Origin of the sequence: Bradyrhizobium amphicarpaeae, from assembly GCF_002266435.3 — a bacterium.
GTDB lineage: Bacteria > Pseudomonadota > Alphaproteobacteria > Rhizobiales > Xanthobacteraceae > Bradyrhizobium > Bradyrhizobium amphicarpaeae.
Map to the genome: position 1 here is coordinate 4,098,846 of NZ_CP029426.2, position 23,391 is coordinate 4,122,236.

Below are 23,391 nucleotides of genomic sequence, written 5' to 3' on the forward strand. Positions count from 1 at the left end.
AAAGGCAGCACGCGCCGTGCCCACGACCTCTCAATGATTGCGAAAGAACGTGGGCACGCTTCGCTTCGCCCACCCTACGAGAGCTACGAGAGCTGACCTAGCTCTCCACCTCGAACCTCAGCCCGGCACTATCGCGCAGTCGCTTGATCAGCTTGTGCTGCATCGCCGCGCCCGGGGTCCACAGACCGGGCGGAACGTCGGTCGCGTCGCGCAGCAGGCAGATCGCGCATTCGGAGATGATCTTCGCCGTCGACGCATAGCCGGGATCGAGATCGCCCTTCACCGCGGCGCGGACCTGACGGCCGTCGGGCGCGATCGCGACATAGAGCAGATCATAGTGACCGTTGTCGCGCTCTTCTTTCGACGGCCCCTCGCCGGGCTTGAGCGCTGCGGGACCGGTCTTGTCGCCATTGGCGGCCATGACGAGCTTGGCGTTGGCCTGCCCTTCGTCCCCCGCTCCCGTCAGCACCATCTCGTCGTAGACGAAATCCCGGCCATACCGGAATCCCATCAGCATGTTGGAGCGATGGACGTTGCGCGTGTTCAGAAGCGCCATCGCGAACGGAGCGGACCAGGACTGCAGGTCGTCCTCAAACACGGGCTTGTTGCCGCGCGGCTGCTTGGGTCCCTCGAAGCCCGGCGTGAAGGCAAACGGGTCCTTGAGGATCGGCACCAGGCTGAGATCCTGGGCAACTGCTTCGAAGGTCACCCTTGCACTCGCCGAGGTGCCGCCGGAAAACTTCCAGCTGAGATCGCGGACGCGTCCCTTGACGCGCGGCGCCGGCGCACCGAACGCACGTCTGGCTTCCTCCTGCACGAAGAACGCACCGAGTTCGAACGGGATGGAATCGAAGCCGCAGGAGAACATGATACGCGCGCCGCTCGCCTTGGCGGCCGCCTCATGCCTGTCGATCATCTGCTTCAGCCAGATCGGCTCGCCACAGAGATCCATGTAGTCAGTGCCCGACGCGACGCAGGCCGCGAGCAGATCGGAGCCGTAGAGCTGGTAGGGACCGACGGTGGTGACCACCAGCTTTGCCTGATCCACCATCGCCCGCAGCGATGCGGGATCGGCAGCGTCCGCAACGACGAGCGGGGCGTTCGCGGGTGCGCCGATCGCATCGCGAACGGACGCGAGCTTGTCCCTGCTCCGCCCCGCCATCGCCCATGTCGGCGCGCCGTCACCGACATAGTTCGCGGCGAGATATTCGGCGACGAGCTGGCCGGTGTAGCCGGTCGCGCCATAGACGACGATGTCGAACTTCGCGGACACGGAGAGGTTTCCTGCAGACCGTCGACCTTACGCTTCCACGTCGAACGTCAGTCCCGCATTGTCCCGCAGCCGCTTGATCAGCTTGTGCTGCATGGCTGCGCCCGGCGTCCAGAAGCCGGCGGCGACGTCCGTGGTGTCGCGCAGCAGGCACATCGCGCATTCGGAGATCATCTTCGAGGTCGAGCCGTAGCCGGGATCGCGGTCGCCGGTAACGCCGGCGCGGACCATGCGGCCGTCGGGGGCGATCGCGACATAGAGCAGATCGAAGAGCCCATTCTCGCGCTCCTCCTTCGACGGCCCCTCGCCCGGCTTCGGCGCGCCCGGGCCGGTCTTCTCGGCATTGGCCGCCATCACGCGCTTGGCGTTGGCCTCACCTTTCTCGCCGGGACCGGTCAGGACCATCTCGTCGTAGACGAAGTCCTGGCCGTAGGGAAAGCCCATCAGCATGTTGGAGCGATGCACGTTGCGCGTGTTGATCAGCGCCATCATGAACGGGGCGGCCCAGGAATTCAGGTCCTCCTCGATCAGCGGCTTGTTGCCCCTCGGCTGCTTCGGGCCGGTGAAGCCCGGCGTCAACGCGAACGGATCGTTCAGGATCGAGATCAGGCTGATGTCCTTGGCGACGGCGTCGAAGGTCGCCTTGGCGCTGGCGGCGGTGCCGCCCGAGAGCGTGCCGCGCATGTCGCGCACACGGCCCTTCACGCGCGCGGCCGGTGCGCCGAACACGCGCTTGGCCTCTTCCTGGACGAAGAAGGTGCCGAGCTCGAACGGCACGGAATCGAAACCGCAGGAGAACACGATGCGCGCGCCGCTCTCTTTCGCAGCCGCCTCGTACTTGTCGATCATCTGCCGCATCCAGATCGGCTCGCCGCAGAGATCGAGATAATCCGTGCCGGTGGCGACGCAGGCAGCCAACAGTTCCTCGCCGTAGAGCTGATACGGACCGACCGTCGTGATCACCGACATCGTCCGCTCCGCCATCGCCCTCAGCGAGGCCGCGTCGGACGCATCGGCGACGATCAGCGGTGTGTTGCCGGGGGCGCCAATCGCATCGCGCACGGATTTGAGCTTGCCGAGGCTCCGGCCTGCCATCGCCCATTTGAGCGAATTGTCGGTTTTGTATTGCCGCGTCAGATATTCGGCGACGAGCTGGCCGGTGAAACCGGTGGCACCGTAGACGACGATGTCGAATTTCGCAGAGCTCATGATCGGCCTTTACTTCTTCGCGTAGCTCACGCCCATGCCGGCACGGACGTCACTTTGAATGCCATAGGGCGGGATCGGATAGCGCAGGCCGTTCCTGGCCAGCGCCTTCATGCCTTCAATTGCCTTGGCGAGATGCGAAGGCTTCAAGGCCATCAGCATTTCCTCGTCCGGCACGCCGCCATAGCGCCGTTCGGCATAACATGGCAAGGACAGGCTGGGCTCCCCGGTCTTGAGCGCCCGCCCCCAGGAATCCGCGCACGCGGTCTCGCCGACCACGCCCCATTCGAACTTCTTGTAGCCGGTATATTGCAGCCCGTTGATCAGGATGATCATCTGCCCCGGCGTCGCATAGACCAGGCAGATGTCGGGCGGATCGAGCCGGCCGCTGGCGAGCGGACTGACGGCGAGCGCCTGATACTGTCCGAACGGAACCACGTCCAGCGCCTCCTGGCGCTTGCGCGCGTCCTCCGCGGTGCCGTGCCACACCCCGACATAATTTTCGCCGGCGAGCCATTTGTCGTCCTGGGGGCTGAGCCCGATCACCGCGCGGCACTGTGCGCCGACCAAATCGTCGGCGGTGATGCCGACGGTCCAGCCCAGACGCGAAGCCATGCTGACGATCTGGTCGGTGGTGTGGATCGCATTCGGCCGCCGGATTTTGGGGATCGCCTCCATGTCAGCGGCGCGCGCGAACAGCTTCATGCCGATCACATTCGTCTTCAGCCGCAACAGGTTGTTGAGATCGGCGACGAGGCCGCCGAGATCGATGCTGTCTGCACTCTGCTGTTGCATTGGCGTCCTCCGGGCCGGCGATCATGCGCCGGCGCTGTGTTCTTGTTGTGCAGCCTCGTTCTAGTCCTTGCCCGGTCCCGGAAGCAACTCGCCGGTCCTGCCCATCAGACGGTAAGCCACCAGGCCGATCCACTCGCGCACCGCGACTTCGGTTCGGCCCAGCCCGTCGGCGCCCATATTGGTGAAGGCGAAGAGATCGTCACGCCCGCCCATCCGCCAGTCCACCGGATAGGCCTCGACGTCGAAACCGGCCTTGCGAAAGATTCCCATCGAGCGCGGCATGTGGAAGGCCGACGTCACCAGAAGCCAGCGCTCGCCGGGCTTCGGCTTCACCAGCTCCTTCGTGAAGATCGCATTCTCCCAGGTGTTGCGCGAGCTGCGCTCCAGGATCAGGCGCTGTTTCGAGATGCCGAGGTTCTCCAGGATCGGCGCGGAGTAGTCGGCTTCCCTGGCATCGGTCGAGACCAGGTTCGCGGTGCCCCCGGTGAAGACGATGCGCGCATTCGGATAGCGGCGTGCGAGTTCGGCCGGCGCGAACAGACGATCGGCGGCGTGCGCGACCACCGGCGTGCGGTGCGCTGCCGACAGATCGGTGTCGACGGAGCCGCCGAGCACGATGACGCCGTCGGGCGCGCCGCGCGCGGGGTCCCACGCCGGAAAGCGCGACTCCAGCGGATATATCAGAAGATTGCCGAGCGGCGAGAACGCCGCCAGCGCCAGCAGCACCAGCGTGGTCACCGCAAGCTTGCGGCCGAGCGCGGCAAAGCGCGTCGCCATCAGCACCAGCGACAGGATCCCGAGCTCGACCATGAAGTTGATCGGCAGCAGTGCGGTGCCAAGCGTCTTGGACAGAACGAAAAACAGGGGAGCCTCGCTGGAATGAACTGGCCGGTCGGCGCGGGGCTTGACCTGCCCGGCGATCTTCAGAATTCTTCATGAAAGAGGATCGATCGCCGGGTCAAGCCCGGCCTGATGAAAGCGACCGGACCCGGCAAATGACCCATCACCACCTGCATTCCGGCCACAGAACCTGCCATTGGGGCTTCTTCGAAGCCGCGCTCGAGCCCGTGCTGACGGTCAAAAGCGGCGACGAGGTGACGGTCGACACCATCAGCGGCGGCCCGGACATGCTGCCGGACCGCGACAAGTTTCACATTCCCCCCGAGATGTTCGAGGTTCACGCCAACAACGAGCGCATGCTGCCGGGGCACATCCTCACCGGGCCGATCGCGGTCGAAGGCGCCGAGCCCGGCGACGTGCTCGCAGTCGAGATCCTCGACGTCCAGCTCCGGCAGGATTGGGGCTGGAACATGATCAAGCCGCTGTCCGGCACCCTGCCCGACGATTTCCACGAGACCCGCATCCTGAACATCCCGCTGGACCGGACGCGGATGGTCGGCCGCATGCCGTGGGGTCTCGATCTGCCGCTCAAACCCTTCTTCGGCGTGATGGGCGTGTCGCCACCGCCGGCCTGGGGCCGCATCTCCTCGTTGATCCCGCGCGCCATGGGCGGCAATCTCGACAACAAGGAACTCGGCGCCGGCGCGACGCTCTATCTGCCGGTGTTCGTGCCGGGCGCGATGTTCTCCTGCGGCGACGGCCACGGCGTGCAGGGCGACGGCGAGGTCTGCGTCACCGCGATCGAGACCGCTCTGCAGGGCCGCTTCCGCCTGACGCTGCGCAAGGATCTGACCTTCGACTATCCCCGCGCCGAGACGGCCACGCATTACATGACCATGGCGATGGACCCCGACCTCGACCAGTGCGTGGTGCGCGCGCTGCGGGACATGATCGCCCTGCTCGGCGAAACGCGAAACCTGTCGCGGGAGGACGCCTACACGCTGTGCAGCCTGGCCGCCGATCTCAGGGTGACCCAGACCGTGAACGGCGCCAAGGGCATCCATTGCATGATCGAAAAGGCCATCGTGCACGGCTGAGCCGGCCCGCGCACCTCCCGACCTGTCGACGCTACGCCGCCGCCCGATGTCCCGCGCGGCGCGCCTGGCCATGTCAAAATTCTCCAGCGATTCCAGCGAGCTGATGCACCAGTCTTGCCCGAATTTGACTTCCACCCCCGAACCTAAATAGAGTCTTAATCGTTACTTTTATGTACCCGAGTATGAGGCTAGCGTTCGGGCCATGGCCACCGAAAAAGCCGAGACTGACCGTATTCCCGTAACCTTGGCGCTCTCGACCATCACCTATCTGGAGAAGCTGGTGAGACAGGGCACCCACGGCACCAGCGTTCCCGGCGTCGCGCGTACCCTGATCGAGGAAGGCATCCGTCTCGCCATCAAGGACGGACTTCTGTCGATTCGCGACAACGGCAGAACGTGAGCGCGCGCCGGACGTGATGCGGACGGATCTCGGACGGCGGATGGCCACATCTGCAACCTGGGACCGTGACACATGCCTGTTCTTTCGCCCACCTGGACCGACGAACGAATTGAACTTCTGAAGCAGCACTTCGAGGCCGGCCTCTCCTGCCGCGAGATCGCCGCCGACATCGGCGTCAGCCGCAATGCCGTGATCGGCAAGCTGTCCCGCCTCAATCTCACGCGCGGCCGCACCATCGACGACCGCAAGGTTCAGGACCGGCCGGCGCGGACGCCGAGGACCGTGCCGCGGCTGCAATATGAGATGCTCGCCACGATCTATGGCGACGCCGACGCACCCGTGGCCACAGGTCCGATCGACGACGCCAATCGCTGCTCTCTGCTGGAGCTCTCGGAGAACCGCTGCCGCTGGCCGATCTCGAGCCCGGGCGCCGAGGATTTCTGCTTCTGCGGCAATTCCGCGCCCGACGGCCAGCCCTATTGCACCGGCCACAGCCGCCTCGCCTACCGGCCGAACGGACGGGCCCGCGTGATGCGCGGTTGAAGGCCGCCGTCGCACAAAATGAAAAACCTCCGGCGGGGCATCGCCGGAGGTTTCTGGAGGCTTAGCGTGAAGCTAAGAGCCGCAACTTTCGTATCTGGCTTCAAGTGGTATAGCTTAGTAACTCATGTAAGTAAATAAATCTGAGGCGCTTGAATCGCATGGCTCGTCTTCGCCGTCTGCACGGGCCAAATGTTTCCGAAGGCCCTGCAAAAAAAGCCCCGGCGGTGTCCCGCCGGGGCCTGTGTCGGATCGGAGCAGATCTCGCGCTTACCAGTTGCGCTGGGCGCGCAGCAGCAGGCTGTAAGTGTCCTGATCCTTGATCTCGTAGGTCGCCGCCGGCTTGGCGACGCCCGTCAGCGCTGCAGTCGTGATCGCGCCAGAATATTTCTGGTCGAGGTGGCTGTAGGTGAAGTCAGCCGAGAAGGTCAGGTTCTTCACCGGCGTCCAGCGGGTGATGACGCCGACCTGGCCGATGTTGAAGTCCGGGTTGCAGGTGCCGGTCAGCGTGGCGAACGCCGCGCTGCCGCAGATCAGGCCCTTCGCGGTGCCGCTGTAATTGACCGCGGCCCACGCGCCGTACAGCGCCGTGTTCCAGTACGGGCTCCAGTTGTGGGTATAGGCACCCCGGAAGCCGTAGGTCTTGGTCAGCTCGAGGCTGCCGCCCGGTGCGAACACCGCGTCGGACACGCCGGCGAAGCCGATGCTCTGATACGCAGCGTTCGAGCTGCCGAACATCGAGTAGCTGGTCGCCGCCAGCTCCTGGAAGTTGTAGCGGCTCGCACCCTCGGTGTAGACGCCCGAGATGTTGATCACGTCGCCGGCGCCGGTCGGGATGTTCTTGATGCCGAGCGCAAGCTGAACGGCCCAGCCCCATTTGTCTTCGGGATGACCGGTGGTTTCGGTCGCACCGTAATAGGCGACGTGGTTGTCGTGCGCGGCGACCGAAGCCTGGAACAAGCCCCAGGCTTGCTCGACGCGAACCATGGCAACGAGATCGGGCGCGCGGGTGCCGCCGAGGTCGTTCGAGCCATAGGCACCGCCGAGAACGCCGGCGGTGGACATGCCGGCCGTGTTCCAGACATTGGTCTGGAACACCTGCGTCTGGTCCTGCGCCGAGAATGCAGCCGTGATGCCCTGACCGAAATCGGCGGTGTAGGTGAACTGGGTCACGCCATTGGTGGTGCCGCTGCCGCCGACGAGCTGGTCGAAATTGTTGCCCGGATAGTTGATCCAGGGCGCGTCGAACTGCGACACGGCCTTACCCATGGTGAAGCCGGCGAACTGGATGAAGGCGTAGTAGACGCCGAGCGCACCGCCCGAGACGTTGCCGTCGGTGCCGTTGATGTTGGTCGAGCCGGTGAGGCCGGTGCCGGCCGCGTTGAGGCCGACCGTGCCGCTGTACTGGGTCGCACCCGTGCCCGAACCGGTTCCGCCGTAGTTGCCGGTCGTCCAGGTGAAGACCGCGTCGAAATAGGTGCGGACCACGCCGTACTCGGTCGCGGTGCGCGTGTCGATGTTGAGGTCTTCACGAGCGCGCATCGAGTAGTAGTTGGTCAGGCGGTTGTTGGCCGCGAACACGCCGTTGTACTGGGCGCTGTAATTGCCGCCGGCGTTGAGCGCCACTTCGGCACGCACATAGCCGCCGAGCTTGATGCAGGTGTCGCTGCCCGGGATGTAATAGAAGCCCGCGCCGTACAGCGTGCAGATCTTGACGTACTCGACCGCCTTGGCCTTGACCGGAAGATCGGCCGCTTGGGCTCCACCGACGGCGATCAGACCCGCCGCAGTGCCGAGCAAAAGGCTCTTCACCACTTTCATCTTAAAACCTCCAAGTTGCTCATTTTACGGAGACCGGACCGTGAGGCCCCCCAAGATCCCCGTCTCTATCAATCCGCTCGGCCGTTTTCGGACACCCCCGCTTTCGACGCGAGGAACGTGAGCGAACCACCTGCAACGGGACGATCGAGTACCCCCCACCGTCGGGAACCAGTATGCCTGCGTCGGTCAGTAATCAAAATAGTTTATTAGATAAGCTTTTCGGTTTTGCTGCACGTGTGTTTCGCGCGCAACACCGGCGTACGGGCGAATCAATGATCTGATCATCTTTGTAATTTTAGTGACGAAATTACCCTGCCCTGCACTTGCGTCAGGGCAGGCTTGCGTGGACTATGGCTTTCCACGAACACCGGCCTGAACAATCGGTTCACGGGAGTGACGTTGTGTCCGCGACGAGGAAAGAAGGAGCGCGCCTGCGCTCGGTCGGCAATTTGGATATCATCAGGCGCTTCACCTGGGAGATCTCGTCGATCAACATGTATCTGGAGGAGCTGCGTCAGTTCTGGGCGAAGACGCTCGGCATCAGCGGCCCGCAATGGCTGATCCTGATGGCCATCTCCGACCTCGACAAGGACGACGGCATTCCGGTCAACATGGTCTCCAAGCTTCTCCACGTCGATCCGTCCTTTGTCACCACCCAGTCCAAGCTGCTCGAAAAGAAGGGCCTGCTGCGCCGCCGCCCCTCCCCGACCGACGCCCGCGTGGTGCGACTGTCGCTGGCCGACAAGACCCAGAAGCACATCGCAAGCCTCAACGAGCAGTACAAGACGATCCGCGAGTTCGTGTTCGAGGAGTTCGACGAGGACGAATTGACGGAATTCACCGGCAAGCTTGCGACGCTGAAGACTCGCCTGCAGAAAGCCTGCGTCCGGATTTCGATCGACTATTGAAGGCTTGGTGCGGCGCCTAGATCCGCCGGGCGGCGGCGCCGAGCCGCGATTCGAGCCAGTCGAAAATGAACTCGTTGGCAAGGCTCGGATTGTCCGCATGGGACTGCGCGGCGCCGGTCTCGGCCGCCGTGAACACCTTCAGCATGACATCCGGACTGGCGAGCCGGGAGCTCTCGACGATCTGACGCGCCCGGTCGGCCTTGAGCCATCCGTCCTCGCCGAGCGTGATCAGCACCGGACAGTCGGCGCTGGAGGCCATCAGCGGGGCGTGCGGCACCGGCACGATGGTGACGTCGCTCATCGCGAAGCGGCTGGCATAGAAGGCCCGCTCGTGCAGGTCCCACAGGCCGCCGTCGCAGACGGCGGCGGCAAGCCGCGGCTCCTGCAACAGTGCGCGCGCCACGAAGGACGAGCCCCAGCCGTCGGCGATGATTCCGATCCGGGCGAAATCGATGTCGCCCCGCGTCTCCAGATGATCCATCACGCAGGGAATCGCGCTTTCGAGATCCCCCCGGCGCAACAGCTCGTCGGTGAAGTCGTCGCGCTGGTCGCCGAGCAGATCGAGCGCGAGCATCGAGAATCCGCGCTCGCGCGCATGCGGCACGAGCTTGTGCAGGAATTCTTCCTTGCGGTGGCCGGGCTCGCCGATGCAGATCACGGTCGGAGCCCGCTCGCTTGCCGACGGCGCGGGAAGGAAATAGCCCTGCAGCGCATGTCCGTCGAGCCAGGGGATCGTCACGACCTCGCCGGCGGGCCCGCGCGCCGCGAGGTAGCGGCGGGCGCATTCCTGCATCGCGAGCACCGCAACCCAGCGGCGCTCGTCGTCCGGCTCGAGCGGCATCGCCGCCGCACCATAATAGTTCATCGCGCGCAGCCAGTTGCGCTGCGCGCTTGCCATGTGGCCTTCCGCGAACGCTGCCTCGGCGCGGTGCCGATTGGCCTGCGCCAGCTTCTTCCACTCGCGATGCCAGGACCGGTCGTCGCCCCGCTTCAGCTGCCGCGCGATCATCAGGCATTCGGCGATCGTGGCGCCGCCCTCCTGGGCCGCGGTCAGGAGCCGGGTGAATTCAGCGGAGATGTCCTCCCGCTCCGGGCAGAGGATCCAGTCGTCGGAGAGGCATGCGGGTATCATCGGAGCTACGCTCTATCATCGCGTTACCCTCGATTGAGTAGACCAATTCAGTGCACCGACCAAGCAGCCGTGCACCGAATGAGAGCCGTTCGAGATCACCATCGCTTGAACGAAACGGTCCGCTCGCATGCGTGACATTCCAATACGTCATGAGGCGATCGCCATTGGCAGGAGGTGGCACGTACAAATACCTGCACGCCTCTTGCCATGATGATGATCATACCTATATCCGCGCGCCCTGTAGGCGATCTCAACCGAGCCGCCAACCGACCTCCTGCGTAAAGCTTTCGTAGAAAGCGCGATCATACGCCTGCTCCGGCGTGGCGCGCACGCGTTCGTCGAGGCGCCTGGCGTCGTCGCCGACGAGGATGCGCCAACGCTCCGCCTTGACCCCGTCGAGAATGATCTTCGCGGCCTGTGCAGCCGTGGTCGGCGCATCCTCGAGGAAGCTGCGGGCGCGCTCGGCGAACACCGCCTGGATGTCGTCGTCCGACATCTTCTCGGCATCCGGCACGCCGGCGGCGACCATGCGCTTGCGGGTCAGCGCGACCTCGTCCGCGTTGAGCCGCTCCGAGCCGTCGGCGCTCTGCACCTTGCGCGAATTGGAGACGATCGAGGTGCCGATATGACCGGGCATCACCACCGAGCATTTGACGTGCGGCGCATGCAGGCGGAGGTCGTTGATCAGCGCTTCGGTGAATCCCTTCACCGCGAACTTGGCCGAGCTGTAGGCGGTGTGCGCCTGGCCCATGCCGATCGAAGCCCAGAACCCGTTGACACTGGCGGTGTTGACGATGTGGGCCTCGTCGGCCGCGACCAGCATCGGCAGGAAGGTGCGCACACCGAGATAGACGCCGCCCCAGCAGATGTTGAAGGTGCGCTCCCACTGCTCGCGCGTGTTGGTGAACAGGCTGCCGCCGCCGCCGATGCCGGCGTTGTTGAACAGCAGATGGATCCTGTCCGTCTTCTGCTGCTCGGCGAGCTCGTCGCGAAAGCGCTTCAGATGATCCTCGATCGAGACGTCGGCGACATGTGTCGTGACGCGCAGCCCTTGCGGCAGCTTCTCGATCTCGCAGAGCCGTTTGGTCTCGGCCATCGCGGCCTCGGAGACGTCGCACATCGCGACATTGCAGCCCTCGGCCACGAGCTGCCGCGCGAGCTCGCGCCCCATTCCCGTGCCGCCGCCGGTGATGACGGCGATCTTTCCTGCGAAATCCTTCATGGGACTTTCGGCCCCTCCCCTTGTCGGTCTGTTTCTTCGTCATCGCGCACGCGCTGGCGCGTGCACGAAATGTAGCAGCCCCGCATCCGCAAATGAAAGCGGATCGGCGACGCGGTTATTTCGGTACGCGGACTATCGGCCGCACTGATCCGATCATCGCGCGGTCCGCTTCGGCGACGATTGAGCAAGCGCCTCGTCCTTCGAGACGCCGCGCGAGGGGCGCGGCTGCTCAGGATGAGGCTGAGCGGAGTTGGTGCTCGTTGAAGCTGCTGCCGCATACTCCGCACTCATCCTGAGGGCACGCCGGAGGCGGGCGTCTCGAAGGATGCGTTGCGGGCGAGGCCGCCGGAGCTTTACGGGCCCCGTTTCCCGTATTTGTCCGGCTTCGGTTTATGGGCAATTTTTTTACAGTCCGAATCGTCAAATGGACTCCGGACGCTGGGTCGAGTCGGCCAGGCCAGCGTGTGGTTTGCGTGTCACAGGCTCTGGCACTCCGCTTGCATCTTCTTCGTGGTCTGAAACTACCGATGAGGTGACAGGAATGTTCGTGACCGTCGTTGCCGTGCTCTGCCGGCTAAGCGCCGCCAGCTCAGGCAGTTGCATCGAGGAAATCGTGACCGACAGCAACATGACGCCCGAGATCTCGATGATGCAATGTGCGATCGGCGCACAGGCGCCGTTGGCGAAATGGATGGGCGAGCATCCGATCTATCACGCCAATTGGCGCCTGGATCGATACAAATGCGTGCCCGGCCATTACGAGATCAAGGGCCACGCCTAAGGCCCCGCAAAACTACTGATCCGTCAATGACGGATACGAGGAAACGCCCGGGGGCCGGCTTGCCCTCCGCGGGCACGACCAGCGCCAAACCCGACCGAGGCGGCGCGCCCTGTGACCACGGTCACACCTTTCCCTCAAGCCACCACGCGCATGATCTGCGCCCGCGCCCTGCGCCCCTCCGGCGTCGGCATCAGCGCGTAATTGTGCGGCTGGTCACGCAGCAGATGCAGCTCGACCGGCACGCCCACCGCCCTCGCCCGCTCGGCGAGATCGACGCTGTCGGGATACAGCAGATCGCGCGTGCCGGAGAAGATCGTCATCGGCGCGAGGAAGCGGAAGACACCGTTGAGCGGGCTGACGAAGGGGTGGCCGATATCGAGATCGCCGGCGTAGAGCCGCCCGGTCTCGACGATGCCCGGGATATCCTGGATCGGATCGCGGCGTGCGATCTCCATTTGCTCCGGACGGCTGACCGAGGCGTCCGCGGCAGGCGAGATCAGCACCAGCCGGGCCGGCTGCCGATGGCCGTGATCGCGCAGCCATTGGCACGCAGCGAGCGCGAGGCCTGCGCCGGCGGAATTGCCGACCAGCGTGACTTTTGCGGATCCGGCATCTTCCAGCAGCATGCGCAGCAGCTCGCCCGTCGCCGGCACGAGGTCCTTCGCGGTGGCGCGCGGCGCAAGCGGATAGATCGGCACGACGCACGACACGCGCGCCTCGCGCGTCATCTGGCCGATGAAGCGCCAATGCGCCGGCACGATCTCGTTGATGAAGCCGCCGCCGTGCAGGAACATGACGTAGTTGCAGCCCTCGAAGCCCGACGACGGCGCGGTGTAATAGACCGGCCAGCCGCCCATCTTGGTCAGGGTCACCTCGACGCCGCGCCCCAGGCCCGTCGGCTCGTGAGAGGCCGGCTGCAAGGCGAGCTTCTGCACATGCGCCTGCACGGCCTCGACCGAGGCGAGTTGCTGCTTGAACGGGAGCAGCCGCAGCAGCAGGTTGAAGGCGCGGCTTTGCAGGCTGGGTGCGGGATCGCGCCGGGCCGGCGGACTGAACCAGCAACCACCGGGACAAAACTGCAAGGCCGACACGATCCTGGCAACGCTCATGGCCACATCCCCACCTGGCGCGTTCGCGACGGCGACAAAGAGGCTTGCCGACCGGCGGATACCTGCCGCTATAATGCGAGCATTCACTCGCTTTTCCAACTCGCATTCAGATCACAAGGCCGTGGACCGCAAAGCGCCGACAAAACCCCGGAAAAATGCCTCGCAGGCGCGATCGCGCGCCACCATCGACGCGCTGGTCGAGGCGACTGCTCGCATTCTGGTGCGCGAAGGCTTCGAGAAAGCCAGCACCAACCGCATCGCCGAAGTGGCCGGCGTCAGCGTCGGCTCGCTCTACCAGTATTTTCCGGGCAAGGAGGCCCTCGTCGCCGCCGTGATCGACCGCCACAACGAGGCGATCATGGGCCTCGTCCGCACCGCGCTCACCGAAATTGCCGACCTGCCGATCGACAAGGCGGTGCGGAAACTCGTCACCGTCGCGATCGAAGCCCACCGCATCAACCCGAAACTGCACCGCGTGCTGGCCGAACAGATCCCGCGCACCGGCCAGCTTAGGGATGTCGAAGCCTTCAATCGCGAGATCCAAACCCTGGTGCGCGCCTATCTCGAAAGCCGCCGCAAGGAGATGCGAAAGATCGACCCGGGCGTAGCCACGTTCATCTGCGTGAGCACGATCGAGGCTGTCGCGCACAACACGGTGCTGCACGGGGCGGAGATGCTGTCGGAGAAGATGGTGAAGGTGCTGGTGGACGAGACGACGCGGTTGGTGGTGGGCTATTTGAGGTAACAGCCACGTGGCCAAGCCCAAGTTCTGACCTTCCTATAGTTTGGGCTGCTTACTTGAGAGGTCAACACCTATGCTGAGGATGAAGCGCCGCAGAACGATAGCTCAAAGCCGCTGGTCGACATCAAGGTCGATGCAAGCCTCAAAGGCGTTGGTGAGCTTGACGACATCCGGAACAATCTAATCAACGCGTTCACGCGCGGTGACGCCACGCGGACGGGGTGGTCAGCGCGAACATGCCGAGCCGTGCAGACCGAGAGCTGAGCCCACACGCCGGTATGATGACAGCATATCCCTGTTTTGCCTGACCGGTCAAATCGCTTCGGAAAACCATCATTCCGCCAATGACATCGCTACTGTGCATGGGGTTGTTTTCGACATTTCGATTTGCCGCCACCGCAACAGCCACACGCCGCGACCGTAGCGCATGCCTCAAGGGCGGCGCGGGCTCAATCCCGACCGTCCATCCCCAACCGATGCTTTGGAAAAAATGGTCGGAGCGAGAGGATTTGAACCTCCGACCCCTAGTCTCCCAGACTAGTGCGCTAACCGGGCTGCGCCACGCTCCGAACGTCGTTCCATTAGCTAGGATCGGGGCGATGCGCAAGGCGAGGCCGCAGCATTTTGCCGTCTCCGCCCACACGCCCCGGAACGGCCCGCAAAGCCGCCGGAAGGCGCCCTCACCCGTCCTTGAGCGCCTGGTCCAGCATCTCGCGGCAGGCGACGAGGTCGGCGAGGACGCGGCCCAGCCGTTCCCGGTCCAGCGCACTGGGGCCGGCCGGGGCCGCGGGAGTGGTGCCGCCCTTGCGGAAGGTGGTGAGGATGTCCTCGTCGTCGACCTCGGTGAAGCGGAAGTCGATGCCTTCCTCCTCATCACCCTGGTAGTCGTCCTCGTCGCTGTCGGTGACGCCCTTGATCGGCGCCTCCTCGTCCTCGGGCTCCATCAGGCTGGCGCCGATGGCGTCCTCGATGGCGCCGAACGAGACTGCCGCCGCGCTGTCGGCGAGGCCCTGCACCGATTTGACGCCGTGCTCCTTCAGGATCCGCTGCACACCGCGGATGGTGTAGCCCTCGCCGTATAGCAGCCGGCGGATGCCCTTGAGCAGGTCGACGTCGTCGGGGCGGTAATAGCGGCGGCCGCCGCTGCGCTTCATCGGCTTGATCTGGGAGAACCGGGTCTCCCAGAACCGCAGCACGTGCTGGGGAATGTCGAGTTCCTGCGCTACTTCGCTGATGGTTCGGAACGCATCCGGCGCCTTGTCCAAATGCCAAATCCTTTGCGCAGGGCGCGATTACGCCTCGGGTTGAACCTTGCTGGCGTCACCGTTGGTCCGGTGCTGCGCGTTGATCCGCTGCTTCAGGATCGCCGACGGCTTGAACACCATGACCCGGCGCGGCGAGATCGGCACCTCAGTGCCGGTCTTCGGGTTGCGACCGATGCGCTGGCCCTTCTTGCGGACCATGAAGGACCCGAACGAAGACAGCTTCACCGTCTCGCCCTTTTCCAGGCAGTCGGTGATCTCCTTCAGCACGAGTTCCACGAAGGCGGACGATTCCGTGCGCGACAGCCCCACCTTCTGGTAGACGGCTTCGCACAGATCGACACGCGTTACGGTTTTACTTTGATCGGTCATCGCCCTGCCCCACATCACGGCGAACAATTGTTGTCTGAAATTATGAGCTTACGATACGGCGGTCAACAGCGCTCATCAATGCAGGCGCATCGATAATCGCAACAAATTCCGGCAAAATTTTATCGAGTGTGGCTCTACCAGCGCACCATCGCCGAGCCCCAGGTGAAGCCGCCGCCCATCGCCTCCATGAGAACCATGTCGCCGCGCTTGATGCGACCGTCCTTGCGCGCAGCCGACAGCGCCAGCGGAATTGAGGCGGCCGAGGTGTTGCCGTGACGGTCCACCGTCAGCACCACCTTCTCCGGCGCGATATGCAGCTTGTGGGCGGAGGCGTCGATGATTCGCTTGTTGGCCTGGTGCGGCACGAACCAGTCGATGCTGTCGGCATTGAGCCCGGTCGCCTCGAAGGCGTCGACGATGACGTCGGTGATCATGCCGACCGCATGCTTGAAGACCTCGCGGCCCTCCATGCGCAGATGACCGACGGTCTGGGTCGAGGACGGACCGCCGTCGACGAACAGTTTTGCCTTGTGGCGGCCGTCGGAGCGCAGATGCGTGGTGACGATGCCGCGATCGGTCGCGGCCTTGCCCGGCTGCTCCTGCGCCTCCAGCACCACCGCGCCGGCGCCGTCGCCGAACAGCACGCAGGTGCCGCGGTCGGTCCAGTCGAGGATGCGCGAGAAGGTCTCCGCGCCGATCACCAGCGCGCGCTTGAAGGCGCCGGTGCGCAGGAAATTGTCGGCGGTGGCGAGCGCGAACACGAAGCCCGAGCATACCGCCTGGAGATCGAAGGCCGCGCCGTGGTTGATGCCGAGCCCGTGCTGCACGGCGACCGCGGTCGCGGGAAACGTGTTGTCCGGCGTCGAGGTCGCCAGCACGATCAGGTCGATCGACTGTGCGTCCAGGCCGGCGTCGGTCAGCGCAGCCTGCGCCGCCTTGATCGCCAGATGCGAGGTGAACTCGCCCTCGCCGGCGATGTGCCGCTCGCGAATGCCGGTGCGCTGCACGATCCACTCGTCGGACGTGTCGATACGCGCCGCCAGCTGGGCGTTGGTCACCACCTGCTCCGGCAAATAAGAGCCGCAGCCCAGCACGACCGAACGAATCTGAGTCACGAAACAGCCTCCTGCGCGGCCTGCACTGAATTGAGTGCACCACCTTCGCGGTTGAGCATCTGATTGATCTTGTTCAGGAGATCGAATTTGACCATCTCATAGCCAACATCGATCGCCGAGGCAAAGCCTTCGGCGCTGATTCCGCCATGGCTCTTGACCACTAATCCGTTCAAACCCAGGAACACGCCCCCGTTGGACTTGTTCGGGTCCATCTTGTTGCGCAGCGCCTGAAAGGCGTCGCGCGCAAAGAGATAGCCGAGCTTTGTCATCCAGGTCCGCTGCATCCCTTCGCGCAGCAATTCCGCCATCTGCCGCGCGGTTCCCTCGGCAGCCTTGAGCGCGATATTGCCGCTGTAACCTTCGGTCACGATGACGTCGGCGTGCCCCTTGCCGATGCCGTCGCCCTCGACGAAACCGATATAGTCGAGTTCCGGCAGGTTCCGCGCGCGCAGGATTTCGCCGGCGTCGCGGATCTCCTCGTGCCCCTTGATCTCCTCGACCCCGATATTGAGCAGCCCGACCGTGGGGCGCTTCTTGTCGAACAGCACGCTCGCCATCGCCGCGCCCATCACTGCGAGCGACACCAGATGGTGCGCGTCGCCGCCGATGGTGGCGCCGAGGTCGAGCACGATGGTTTCACCGCGCTTGGTCGGCCATATCCCGCTGATGGCCGGACGGTCGACCCCCGGCAATGTGCGCAGATGGAAGCGCGACATCGCCATCAGCGCGCCGGTATTGCCGGCGGAGACCGCAACATCCGCCTCGCCCTGCTTCACCGCATCGATGGCCATCCACATCGAGGACGTTCTGCGGCCGCGCCGCAGCGCTTGGCTCGGCTTGTCCGAACCGCTGACGGCCACGTCGGTGTGGATGATCTTCGAGGCCGCCTTGAGCTGGTGATGGCGGTCGAGCTCGGGCTCGATCCTGGCGCGGTCCCCGATCAGCAGGAATTCGGCATCGCGATGCCTGCCCAGCGAGATGGCGGCGCCGGGAACGACCACGGCGGCGCCGGCGTCGCCCCCCATGGCGTCCAGCGCGATGCGAATCTTGCTTGGCATAAAAGTCCTGGAAACCTGATCTGGTGCGGTCATGAACGAGCGGGGCCGCAGAATGGGTTCGCCATGGACATGGCGATCGGTCGAGCGCCACGCCGCGCCCCGGCCGGGGCGCGACAATAGCGTTTTGTTACCCCGAAACAACCTCTTGCCCCCAGCCTTTTGCTTTCAGGGCGGTCCGGCCGCCAAACGGCAAATTGACAGGAAACACATCGGAATCAGATAGATAAAGCAGCCTTTCAAACCACTCACGCAAGCACCTCACGCCCCGTAGCAAAGCGGTGCTCCCGGGAATGCCCAGCTATTTGCCCTTCTTCTTGTCTTGCAACGCCTTCAGGACCGCGAATGGATGGTCTTCCGGATCGGGGGCGGTGACCTCCGCCTCGAACACGACCCCCTCCTTGCGCGGATAAGGATCGATCGCCAGGAACAGGGCGTCTGTGGCGAGGCGGCCGAGGTCGATGATACCGCCCATGATCGGTTCCGGCGGGTCGGCGACCTCCGACGGCTCCTTGTCGTCCCGCCTCTCCGCGATCAGGTCGGCCAGGCGGCGCGCCTCGGCCTCGGGGGCGAACGTCAGGTCCACCTCCTCGTCGACCACGCTTTCGATCGGATCCAGCGTGACCACGCAGGTCTGACCGATTCGCGCCCGGACGCTGCCGGTCACCTGGACCCGGCCGCCACTCCTGGGCACCACATCGAACTCGGCCTGGGCAGACAGGACCTCACGCAGCCCTCCGGCCTCCGCGATAGCCTGCCGCTCGGCGGCCGAGGCCTCGAGCTTGCGGTGCAGACCGGTGTCGGGGATCTGCGCAACGATGACGGGGGCCCGCCAGGGATCGGGCTCGGATCCGGTATTTGGTCGGCTCATGGCGTGTCACCTTCGGAAAGCGCTGGAGGAAACCTGAAGGCGGCACGCAGCAGCGCGGCCTCGTCGGCCCGGCCGAGATCGGCCTCGCTGGCCCGCGCATAGGCCGCGAGCCGCTTGGCCCGGTCCAGGCCGGTCCCGTTCAAGATATTCTTGCAGATCGCCTTTGCCAGGGCCTCGCCGCCGGCCTCCACGGCCTGGTCATAGGCCTGGACGCGACCGTAAAACGCCTCGCCGAACTCGCGCATTCGCTTCGGCACGGTCTGGTCGCCGACCCCCATCTCGCGCAGATTGTCGTCCATGTCCTCGCAGAAGCGGTCGAACAGCGCCTGCGACAGCCCGGCGGCGCCTCCACCGGCGCCCTGGACCGTGCGCAGGCGCCGCAGCAGCAGCCAGAGATGCAGCAGCAACAGGTCGAAACGCCCGTTAACCGTATCGGGCACGCCCAAGTCGCGGTAAAATATGGGTTCTCGCGCCTGCGTCACGATCATGCCATAGATGGCTTCAATGGTGCCGCGCGGGGTTAGCCGGGGTTTCCTGAAGTGATTGAACGGCCAAAGCATTGTGGTTTCCGCAAGCGGGCGCGCGCGTGTTGCAATCAGACGCCCCGCCCGGTACTTCAGCGCCTCGCGCGACGCAAGGGGACGGAATCAGTTCCGCTATGACGATAACGAACCAGACCAGCCTGCGCGCTGACAAGCGGCGCGGCCTTCATGCACGCTGGCGCGGCTGGCGCATGCTCGCAGCCGTCACCCTGATCGGCGCGGCGCTCGCGGGCTGCACCGGCGAGCAATTCCAGAAGGGCTATATCCTGCCGCCCGGCGCGCTGGAGCAGATCCCGATCGGCGCGAGCCAGGACCAGGTGCTGATCGTGATGGGCACGCCCTCGACGGTCGCGACCCTCGACGGCGAAGTGTTCTACTACATCTCGCAGCGCTCGGAGCGCATGGTCGCCTTCATGAACCAGAAGGTGGTCGACCAGCGCGTCATCGCGGTCTATTTTGACAAGAACCGGCGTGTGCGCCGCCTTGCGAATTACGGCCTGCAGGACGGCAGGATCTTCGACTTCATCAGCCGGACCACGGCGACATCGGGCCAGGAAATGAGCTACCTCGCGCCGCTGTTCAAGCTACTCAGCTTTAACTGAGAATCACACCTGCGGCGTCCTGCCGCTGTCGTAGCAGCCGTTGCGGTCGCATGCGGCTTGCCGTCGCGCGCCTGGTTCCCTACGCTCCCTGCAAAACAAGAAGCAGGGAGAGGATTCGTGCCCAGAAATTTGCTATCCCGACGTCGCGTGCTCACCGGTACGGCCGGCCTTGCGGCCGCAGCGATTTTGCCACGGTCGAGCCTTGCCGACTGGAAGCCGACCGAAAACGTCCGTCTCGTCGTGCCGGCGGCGGCCGGCGGCTCGACCGACGTGTTGGGCCGGCTCCTGGCCGCGCATCTGCAAACCGCCTGGGGCCAGTCGGCCGTCGTGGAAAACCGCTCCGGCGGCGGCGGCACCATCGGCACCGCCGAGGTGGTTCGCGCCAAGCCTGACGGCCACACCATCCTGATCGGCAATCCCGGTCCGAACGCGATCGCCTACAGCATCTTCAAAAATCTGACCTACAAGCCGGACCAGCTCCAGCCTGTCTCCAACATGATCCGGATCCCGAACATCGTGTCGGCGCATCCGAAAACCGGCATCAAGTCGATCGCCGAGCTGATCGCCTATCTCAAGGCCAATCCGGACAAGCTCAGCTACGCCTCCTCCGGCGTCGGCCAGAGCCCTCACCTCACCGGCGCCTGGTTCCTCCAGCTCACCGGCCTCAAGATGACGCACATCCCGTTCCGCGGTGCGGGCCCGGCGCTTCAAGCCGCTTTGGCGGGCGATATCCAGATCCTGTTCGACAACCTCTATCCGAGCCTGCCGCAGGTGCAAAACGGCACGCTCAACGGCCTGTGCGTCACCACGACCGAGCGCAGCGACCTCGCGAAAGACCTGCCGACCATGCGCGAGAGCGCGCCGGAGCTGGCGAATTTCGACGTCTCGTCGTGGTTCTCGGTGTTCCTGCCGAAGGGCGTCTCGCCCGAGGTGCTGACCGCGCTCAATCTCCAGGTCAAGGCGATGCTTGAGCGCGACGACATCAGGAAGCAGATCGCCGCCATGGGCGCCCGCGCCGACTACGGCACGCCCGAACAGTTCGCCGCCTTCGTGGATGCCGAGACGAAGAAGTTCGCCGGCATCATCCAGAAGGAAGGGCTGCAGATGGACGTGCAGTAGCTGACGTCCGAGATCCGTGTCGGAGGCACTTCGCCCCCGATTGCCGCCGCGCCCAGCGTGGCGGATTGCGCTTTGCAGGTCCAAAAGTCGCTCGACTTGGAGCGCACTTAAACTCGTAGTTTGCGTGCGTCACCTCGAGCAAAGAGCCAAGGCGCGATGGTGATTCAACCCGATCGCATCGCGCCTAGGACGACTTGTTGATCTTCTTGACCTTTGCATCGGTGGCCTCGATCGCCAGAGCGAGCTCCAGGATGGCCTTGGATAACAATTCGGCGGCCTCCTTCTGGTCCTGCGACTTGGCGGCGCGCAGCGCATAATTCCGGGCGGATGAGAGCGACATGGATTGATCTCCGTGTTTGTTCGCTTGGAGCGAACGAGGTTCTTGCCAAGCAAAACCCCGCGGCTCACGCCGCGGGGTTTTGTCTTGTCTGGTCTGCGCCGCTCAGTGCGCCAGGATCGCCAGCAGCAGCAGGGCCACGATGTTGGTGATCTTGATCATCGGGTTCACCGCGGGACCCGCCGTGTCCTTGTAGGGATCGCCGACGGTGTCGCCGGTCACGGCCGCCTTGTGGGCATCACTGCCCTTGCCGCCGAAATGACCGTCCTCGATGTACTTCTTGGCGTTGTCCCAGGCGCCGCCGCCCGAGGTCATGGAGATCGCGACGAACAGGCCCGTCACGATCACGCCGAGCAGCATCGCACCCACGGCGGAGAACGCCGCCGACTTGCCGGCCGCGCCGCCGCCCGCGATCGCATAGATCACGAAGTAGACGAAGATCGGCGACAGCACCGGAAGCAGCGAGGGGATGATCATTTCCTTGATCGCCGCCTTGGTCAAAAGGTCGACCGCCTTGCCGTAATCAGGCTTGTCGGTGCCCTGCATGATGCCCGGCTTCTCACGGAACTGGCGCCGCACCTCCTCGACGATCGCGCTCGCCGCGCGACCGACTGCGGTCATGCCCATCGCGCCGAACAGATACGGCAGCAGGCCGCCGAACAGCAGGCCCACCACGACGTAGGGATTGTTCAACGAGAAGTCCGGATTGACGCCGGCGAAGTAGGGATGATGCGCGGAGTCCGCAACGAAGAACTTGAGGTCCTGGTTGTAGGCCGCGAACAGCACGAGGGCGCCGAGACCGGCGGAACCGATCGCGTAGCCCTTGGTGACCGCCTTGGTGGTGTTGCCGACCGCGTCGAGTGCGTCGGTCGACTTGCGCACCTCCTTCGGCAGGCCCGCCATCTCGGCGATGCCGCCGGCGTTGTCCGTCACCGGGCCGAACGCGTCGAGCGCGACGACCATGCCGGCCAGCGCCAGCATTGTGGCCGTCGCGATCGCGATGCCGAACAGGCCGGCAAGGCTGTAGGTGACCAGGATGCCGGCGATGATCACGATCGCGGGCAGCGCGGTCGCTTCCATCGAGACGGCAAGGCCCTGGATCACGTTGGTGCCGTGGCCGGTCACCGAGGCCTGGGCGATCGACTTGACCGGTCGATAGTCGGTGCCGGTGTAGTATTCGGTGATCCAGATGATCAGCGCGGTGACGATGAGGCCGACCACGCCGCACTCGAACAACGCCATGCCGGTATAGTCGACGCCATCGAGCTTGCCGAAGCCGATCAGGCTGTAGATCACGCCGGCAATGCCGATCAGCGACAGGACGCCGGTTGCGATCAGACCCTTGTAGAGCGCACCCATGATCGACTGGCTCGGCCCGAGCTTCACGAAGAAAGTGCCGATGATCGAGGTGATGATGCAGATGCCCCCGATCGCGAGCGGCAGCGTCATCATGTTGACGAGGATCGGCGTCTTGGCGAAGAAGATCGCGGCGAGCACCATGGTGGCGACCGCGGTCACCGCATAGGTCTCGAACAGATCGGCGGCCATGCCGGCGCAGTCGCCCACGTTGTCGCCGACGTTGTCGGCGATGGTGGCCGGGTTGCGCGGATCATCCTCGGGAATGCCAGCCTCGACCTTGCCGACGAGGTCGCCGCCGACGTCCGCACCCTTGGTGAAGATGCCACCGCCGAGACGGGCGAAGATCGAGATCAGCGAGGCGCCGAAGCCGAGCGCCACCATGGCGTCGATGACGATACGGCTGTCAGGCGCAAGCTTCAGCGAATGCACCAGGAAGCCGAAATAGAGCGTCACGCCGAGCAATGCGAGACCTGCCACCAGCATGCCGGTGATCGCGCCGGCCTTGAAGGCGAGCTCGAGGCCACCGGCGAGCGACGTCGTCGCGGCTTGCGCGGTGCGCACATTGGCGCGGACCGAGACATTCATGCCGATGAAGCCGGCGGCCCCCGACAGGACGGCGCCGATCAGAAAGCCGAAGGCGACGTAGATTCCGAGGAAATAGACGAGCAAGACGAAGATGACCACGCCGACCATGGCGATCGTCGTATACTGGCGCCGCAGATATGCCTGTGCCCCCTCCGCGACCGCTGCCGCGATCTCCTGCATGCGCGGCGACCCCGCATCCGCGCTCAACACCGAAGACGTCGCCCAAATCGCGTAGACGACGGAAAGCACTCCGCAGAGCACAATCAACCATAATGCTGTCATTTGATTTTTGCCTCAGATCCTTGATGT

24 protein-coding genes and 1 tRNA gene are annotated in these 23,391 nt (G+C 64.7%); 8 read left to right on the forward strand and 17 right to left on the reverse strand.

What is annotated here, in order from left to right; translation table 11 throughout:
• Window positions 1-97 precede the first annotated feature (97 nt).
• The 4 genes from CIT40_RS19045 to CIT40_RS19060 are packed head-to-tail and all read right to left on the reverse strand — an operon-like array spanning window position 98 to window position 4,081.
• On the reverse strand, window positions 98-1,273 hold the full coding sequence (locus tag CIT40_RS19045) for a saccharopine dehydrogenase family protein (RefSeq protein ID WP_094891809.1): 1,176 nt from the start codon (window positions 1,271-1,273) through the stop codon (window positions 98-100).
• Between the two features lie 27 nt (window positions 1,274-1,300).
• Window positions 1,301-2,479 carry a saccharopine dehydrogenase family protein gene (locus CIT40_RS19050; RefSeq protein WP_094891810.1) on the reverse strand — a complete coding sequence of 393 codons (1,179 nt, stop codon included), beginning with the start codon at window positions 2,477-2,479 and terminating at the stop codon, window positions 1,301-1,303.
• A gap of 9 nt (window positions 2,480-2,488) precedes the next feature.
• Entirely contained in the window at window positions 2,489-3,271 is a 783-nt protein-coding gene (locus CIT40_RS19055) for a DUF169 domain-containing protein (RefSeq protein ID WP_094891811.1), read from the reverse strand.
• 60 nt (window positions 3,272-3,331) lie between these two features.
• On the reverse strand, window positions 3,332-4,081 hold the full coding sequence (locus CIT40_RS19060; protein WP_193550868.1) for a YdcF family protein: 750 nt from the start codon (window positions 4,079-4,081) through the stop codon (window positions 3,332-3,334).
• A 185-nt stretch (window positions 4,082-4,266) separates the two neighbouring features.
• Between CIT40_RS19060 and CIT40_RS19065 the strand changes: the two genes are divergently transcribed.
• The 3 genes from CIT40_RS19065 (at window position 4,267) to CIT40_RS19075 (ending at window position 6,151) form a co-directional block, all read left to right on the forward strand.
• A complete protein-coding gene (locus tag CIT40_RS19065; RefSeq protein WP_094891813.1) occupies window positions 4,267-5,208 on the forward strand; it encodes an acetamidase/formamidase family protein in 942 nt (313 codons plus the stop codon).
• 202 nt (window positions 5,209-5,410) lie between these two features.
• Window positions 5,411-5,608 carry a hypothetical protein gene (locus CIT40_RS19070; RefSeq protein ID WP_007603456.1) on the forward strand — a complete coding sequence of 66 codons (198 nt, stop codon included), beginning with the start codon at window positions 5,411-5,413 and terminating at the stop codon, window positions 5,606-5,608.
• A 72-nt stretch (window positions 5,609-5,680) separates the two neighbouring features.
• A complete protein-coding gene (locus CIT40_RS19075) occupies window positions 5,681-6,151 on the forward strand; it encodes a GcrA family cell cycle regulator (protein WP_094891814.1) in 471 nt (156 codons plus the stop codon).
• Window positions 6,152-6,418: 267 nt separating this feature from the next.
• On the opposite strand, the gene CIT40_RS19080 is transcribed toward CIT40_RS19075, so the two are convergent.
• A complete protein-coding gene (locus tag CIT40_RS19080) occupies window positions 6,419-7,969 on the reverse strand; it encodes a porin (protein WP_094891815.1) in 1,551 nt (516 codons plus the stop codon).
• A 401-nt stretch (window positions 7,970-8,370) separates the two neighbouring features.
• Between CIT40_RS19080 and CIT40_RS19085 the strand changes: the two genes are divergently transcribed.
• Complete coding sequence (locus CIT40_RS19085; RefSeq protein WP_162307568.1) at window positions 8,371-8,877, forward strand: MarR family winged helix-turn-helix transcriptional regulator; 507 nt, start codon at window positions 8,371-8,373, stop codon at window positions 8,875-8,877.
• Between the two features lie 16 nt (window positions 8,878-8,893).
• On the opposite strand, the gene CIT40_RS19090 is transcribed toward CIT40_RS19085, so the two are convergent.
• Together CIT40_RS19090 and CIT40_RS19095 are read right to left on the reverse strand one after the other, a co-directional pair.
• Window positions 8,894-10,009 carry an alpha/beta hydrolase family protein gene (locus tag CIT40_RS19090; protein WP_094891817.1) on the reverse strand — a complete coding sequence of 372 codons (1,116 nt, stop codon included), beginning with the start codon at window positions 10,007-10,009 and terminating at the stop codon, window positions 8,894-8,896.
• Between the two features lie 250 nt (window positions 10,010-10,259).
• Complete coding sequence (locus CIT40_RS19095; RefSeq protein ID WP_094891818.1) at window positions 10,260-11,231, reverse strand: SDR family NAD(P)-dependent oxidoreductase; 972 nt, start codon at window positions 11,229-11,231, stop codon at window positions 10,260-10,262.
• 541 nt (window positions 11,232-11,772) lie between these two features.
• On the opposite strand from CIT40_RS19095, the gene CIT40_RS19100 reads away from it, so the two are divergent.
• A complete protein-coding gene (locus CIT40_RS19100) occupies window positions 11,773-12,012 on the forward strand; it encodes a hypothetical protein (protein WP_094891819.1) in 240 nt (79 codons plus the stop codon).
• A 134-nt stretch (window positions 12,013-12,146) separates the two neighbouring features.
• On the opposite strand, the gene CIT40_RS19105 is transcribed toward CIT40_RS19100, so the two are convergent.
• Window positions 12,147-13,121, reverse strand: a complete 975-nt coding sequence (locus CIT40_RS19105; protein WP_100298062.1) for an alpha/beta fold hydrolase — start codon at window positions 13,119-13,121, stop codon at window positions 12,147-12,149.
• Window positions 13,122-13,242: 121 nt separating this feature from the next.
• Here CIT40_RS19105 and CIT40_RS19110 point away from each other — a divergent pair, with 121 nt between their 5' ends.
• Window positions 13,243-13,866 (forward strand): TetR/AcrR family transcriptional regulator, encoded by a 624-nt coding sequence (locus CIT40_RS19110; RefSeq protein ID WP_162307569.1) that lies wholly within the window; start codon window positions 13,243-13,245, stop codon window positions 13,864-13,866.
• Between the two features lie 488 nt (window positions 13,867-14,354).
• Here the strand turns inward: CIT40_RS19110 and CIT40_RS19115 are convergent.
• The 7 genes from CIT40_RS19115 to CIT40_RS19145 form a co-directional block, all read right to left on the reverse strand.
• Window positions 14,355-14,432: transfer RNA gene (locus CIT40_RS19115), tRNA-Pro, on the reverse strand.
• A gap of 111 nt (window positions 14,433-14,543) precedes the next feature.
• Window positions 14,544-15,128, reverse strand: coding sequence for a MerR family transcriptional regulator (locus CIT40_RS19120; protein ID WP_094891820.1), 585 nt, complete (start codon window positions 15,126-15,128; stop codon window positions 14,544-14,546).
• A gap of 27 nt (window positions 15,129-15,155) precedes the next feature.
• Window positions 15,156-15,497, reverse strand: a complete 342-nt coding sequence (locus tag CIT40_RS19125) for an integration host factor subunit alpha (protein WP_193550869.1) — start codon at window positions 15,495-15,497, stop codon at window positions 15,156-15,158.
• 134 nt (window positions 15,498-15,631) lie between these two features.
• Window positions 15,632-16,612, reverse strand: coding sequence for a beta-ketoacyl-ACP synthase III (locus CIT40_RS19130; RefSeq protein ID WP_094891821.1), 981 nt, complete (start codon window positions 16,610-16,612; stop codon window positions 15,632-15,634).
• Window positions 16,609-17,670, reverse strand: coding sequence for a phosphate acyltransferase PlsX (gene plsX / locus CIT40_RS19135; RefSeq protein ID WP_094891822.1), 1,062 nt, complete (start codon window positions 17,668-17,670; stop codon window positions 16,609-16,611). Before plsX ends, CIT40_RS19130 begins: the two co-directional genes overlap by 4 nt.
• A gap of 298 nt (window positions 17,671-17,968) precedes the next feature.
• Window positions 17,969-18,538, reverse strand: a complete 570-nt coding sequence (locus tag CIT40_RS19140; RefSeq protein ID WP_094891823.1) for a YceD family protein — start codon at window positions 18,536-18,538, stop codon at window positions 17,969-17,971.
• On the reverse strand, window positions 18,535-19,098 hold the full coding sequence (locus tag CIT40_RS19145; RefSeq protein WP_094891824.1) for a ubiquinol-cytochrome C chaperone family protein: 564 nt from the start codon (window positions 19,096-19,098) through the stop codon (window positions 18,535-18,537). Before CIT40_RS19145 ends, CIT40_RS19140 begins: the two co-directional genes overlap by 4 nt.
• 98 nt (window positions 19,099-19,196) lie before the next feature.
• Here CIT40_RS19145 and CIT40_RS19150 point away from each other — a divergent pair, with 98 nt between their 5' ends.
• Window positions 19,197-19,682, forward strand: coding sequence for an outer membrane protein assembly factor BamE (locus CIT40_RS19150; RefSeq protein ID WP_162307570.1), 486 nt, complete (start codon window positions 19,197-19,199; stop codon window positions 19,680-19,682).
• Between the two features lie 117 nt (window positions 19,683-19,799).
• Window positions 19,800-20,801, forward strand: coding sequence for a Bug family tripartite tricarboxylate transporter substrate binding protein (locus tag CIT40_RS19155; RefSeq protein WP_094891825.1), 1,002 nt, complete (start codon window positions 19,800-19,802; stop codon window positions 20,799-20,801).
• Window positions 20,802-20,985: 184 nt separating this feature from the next.
• Here the strand turns inward: CIT40_RS19155 and CIT40_RS19160 are convergent, their stop codons facing one another.
• Together CIT40_RS19160 and CIT40_RS19165 are read right to left on the reverse strand one after the other, a co-directional pair.
• Window positions 20,986-21,141: a hypothetical protein gene (locus tag CIT40_RS19160; RefSeq protein WP_008129438.1), complete on the reverse strand. Its 156-nt coding sequence runs from the start codon at window positions 21,139-21,141 to the stop codon at window positions 20,986-20,988.
• A 102-nt stretch (window positions 21,142-21,243) separates the two neighbouring features.
• Window positions 21,244-23,364 carry a sodium-translocating pyrophosphatase gene (locus CIT40_RS19165; protein ID WP_094891826.1) on the reverse strand — a complete coding sequence of 707 codons (2,121 nt, stop codon included), beginning with the start codon at window positions 23,362-23,364 and terminating at the stop codon, window positions 21,244-21,246.
• Between the last annotated feature and the right edge of the window lie 27 nt (window positions 23,365-23,391).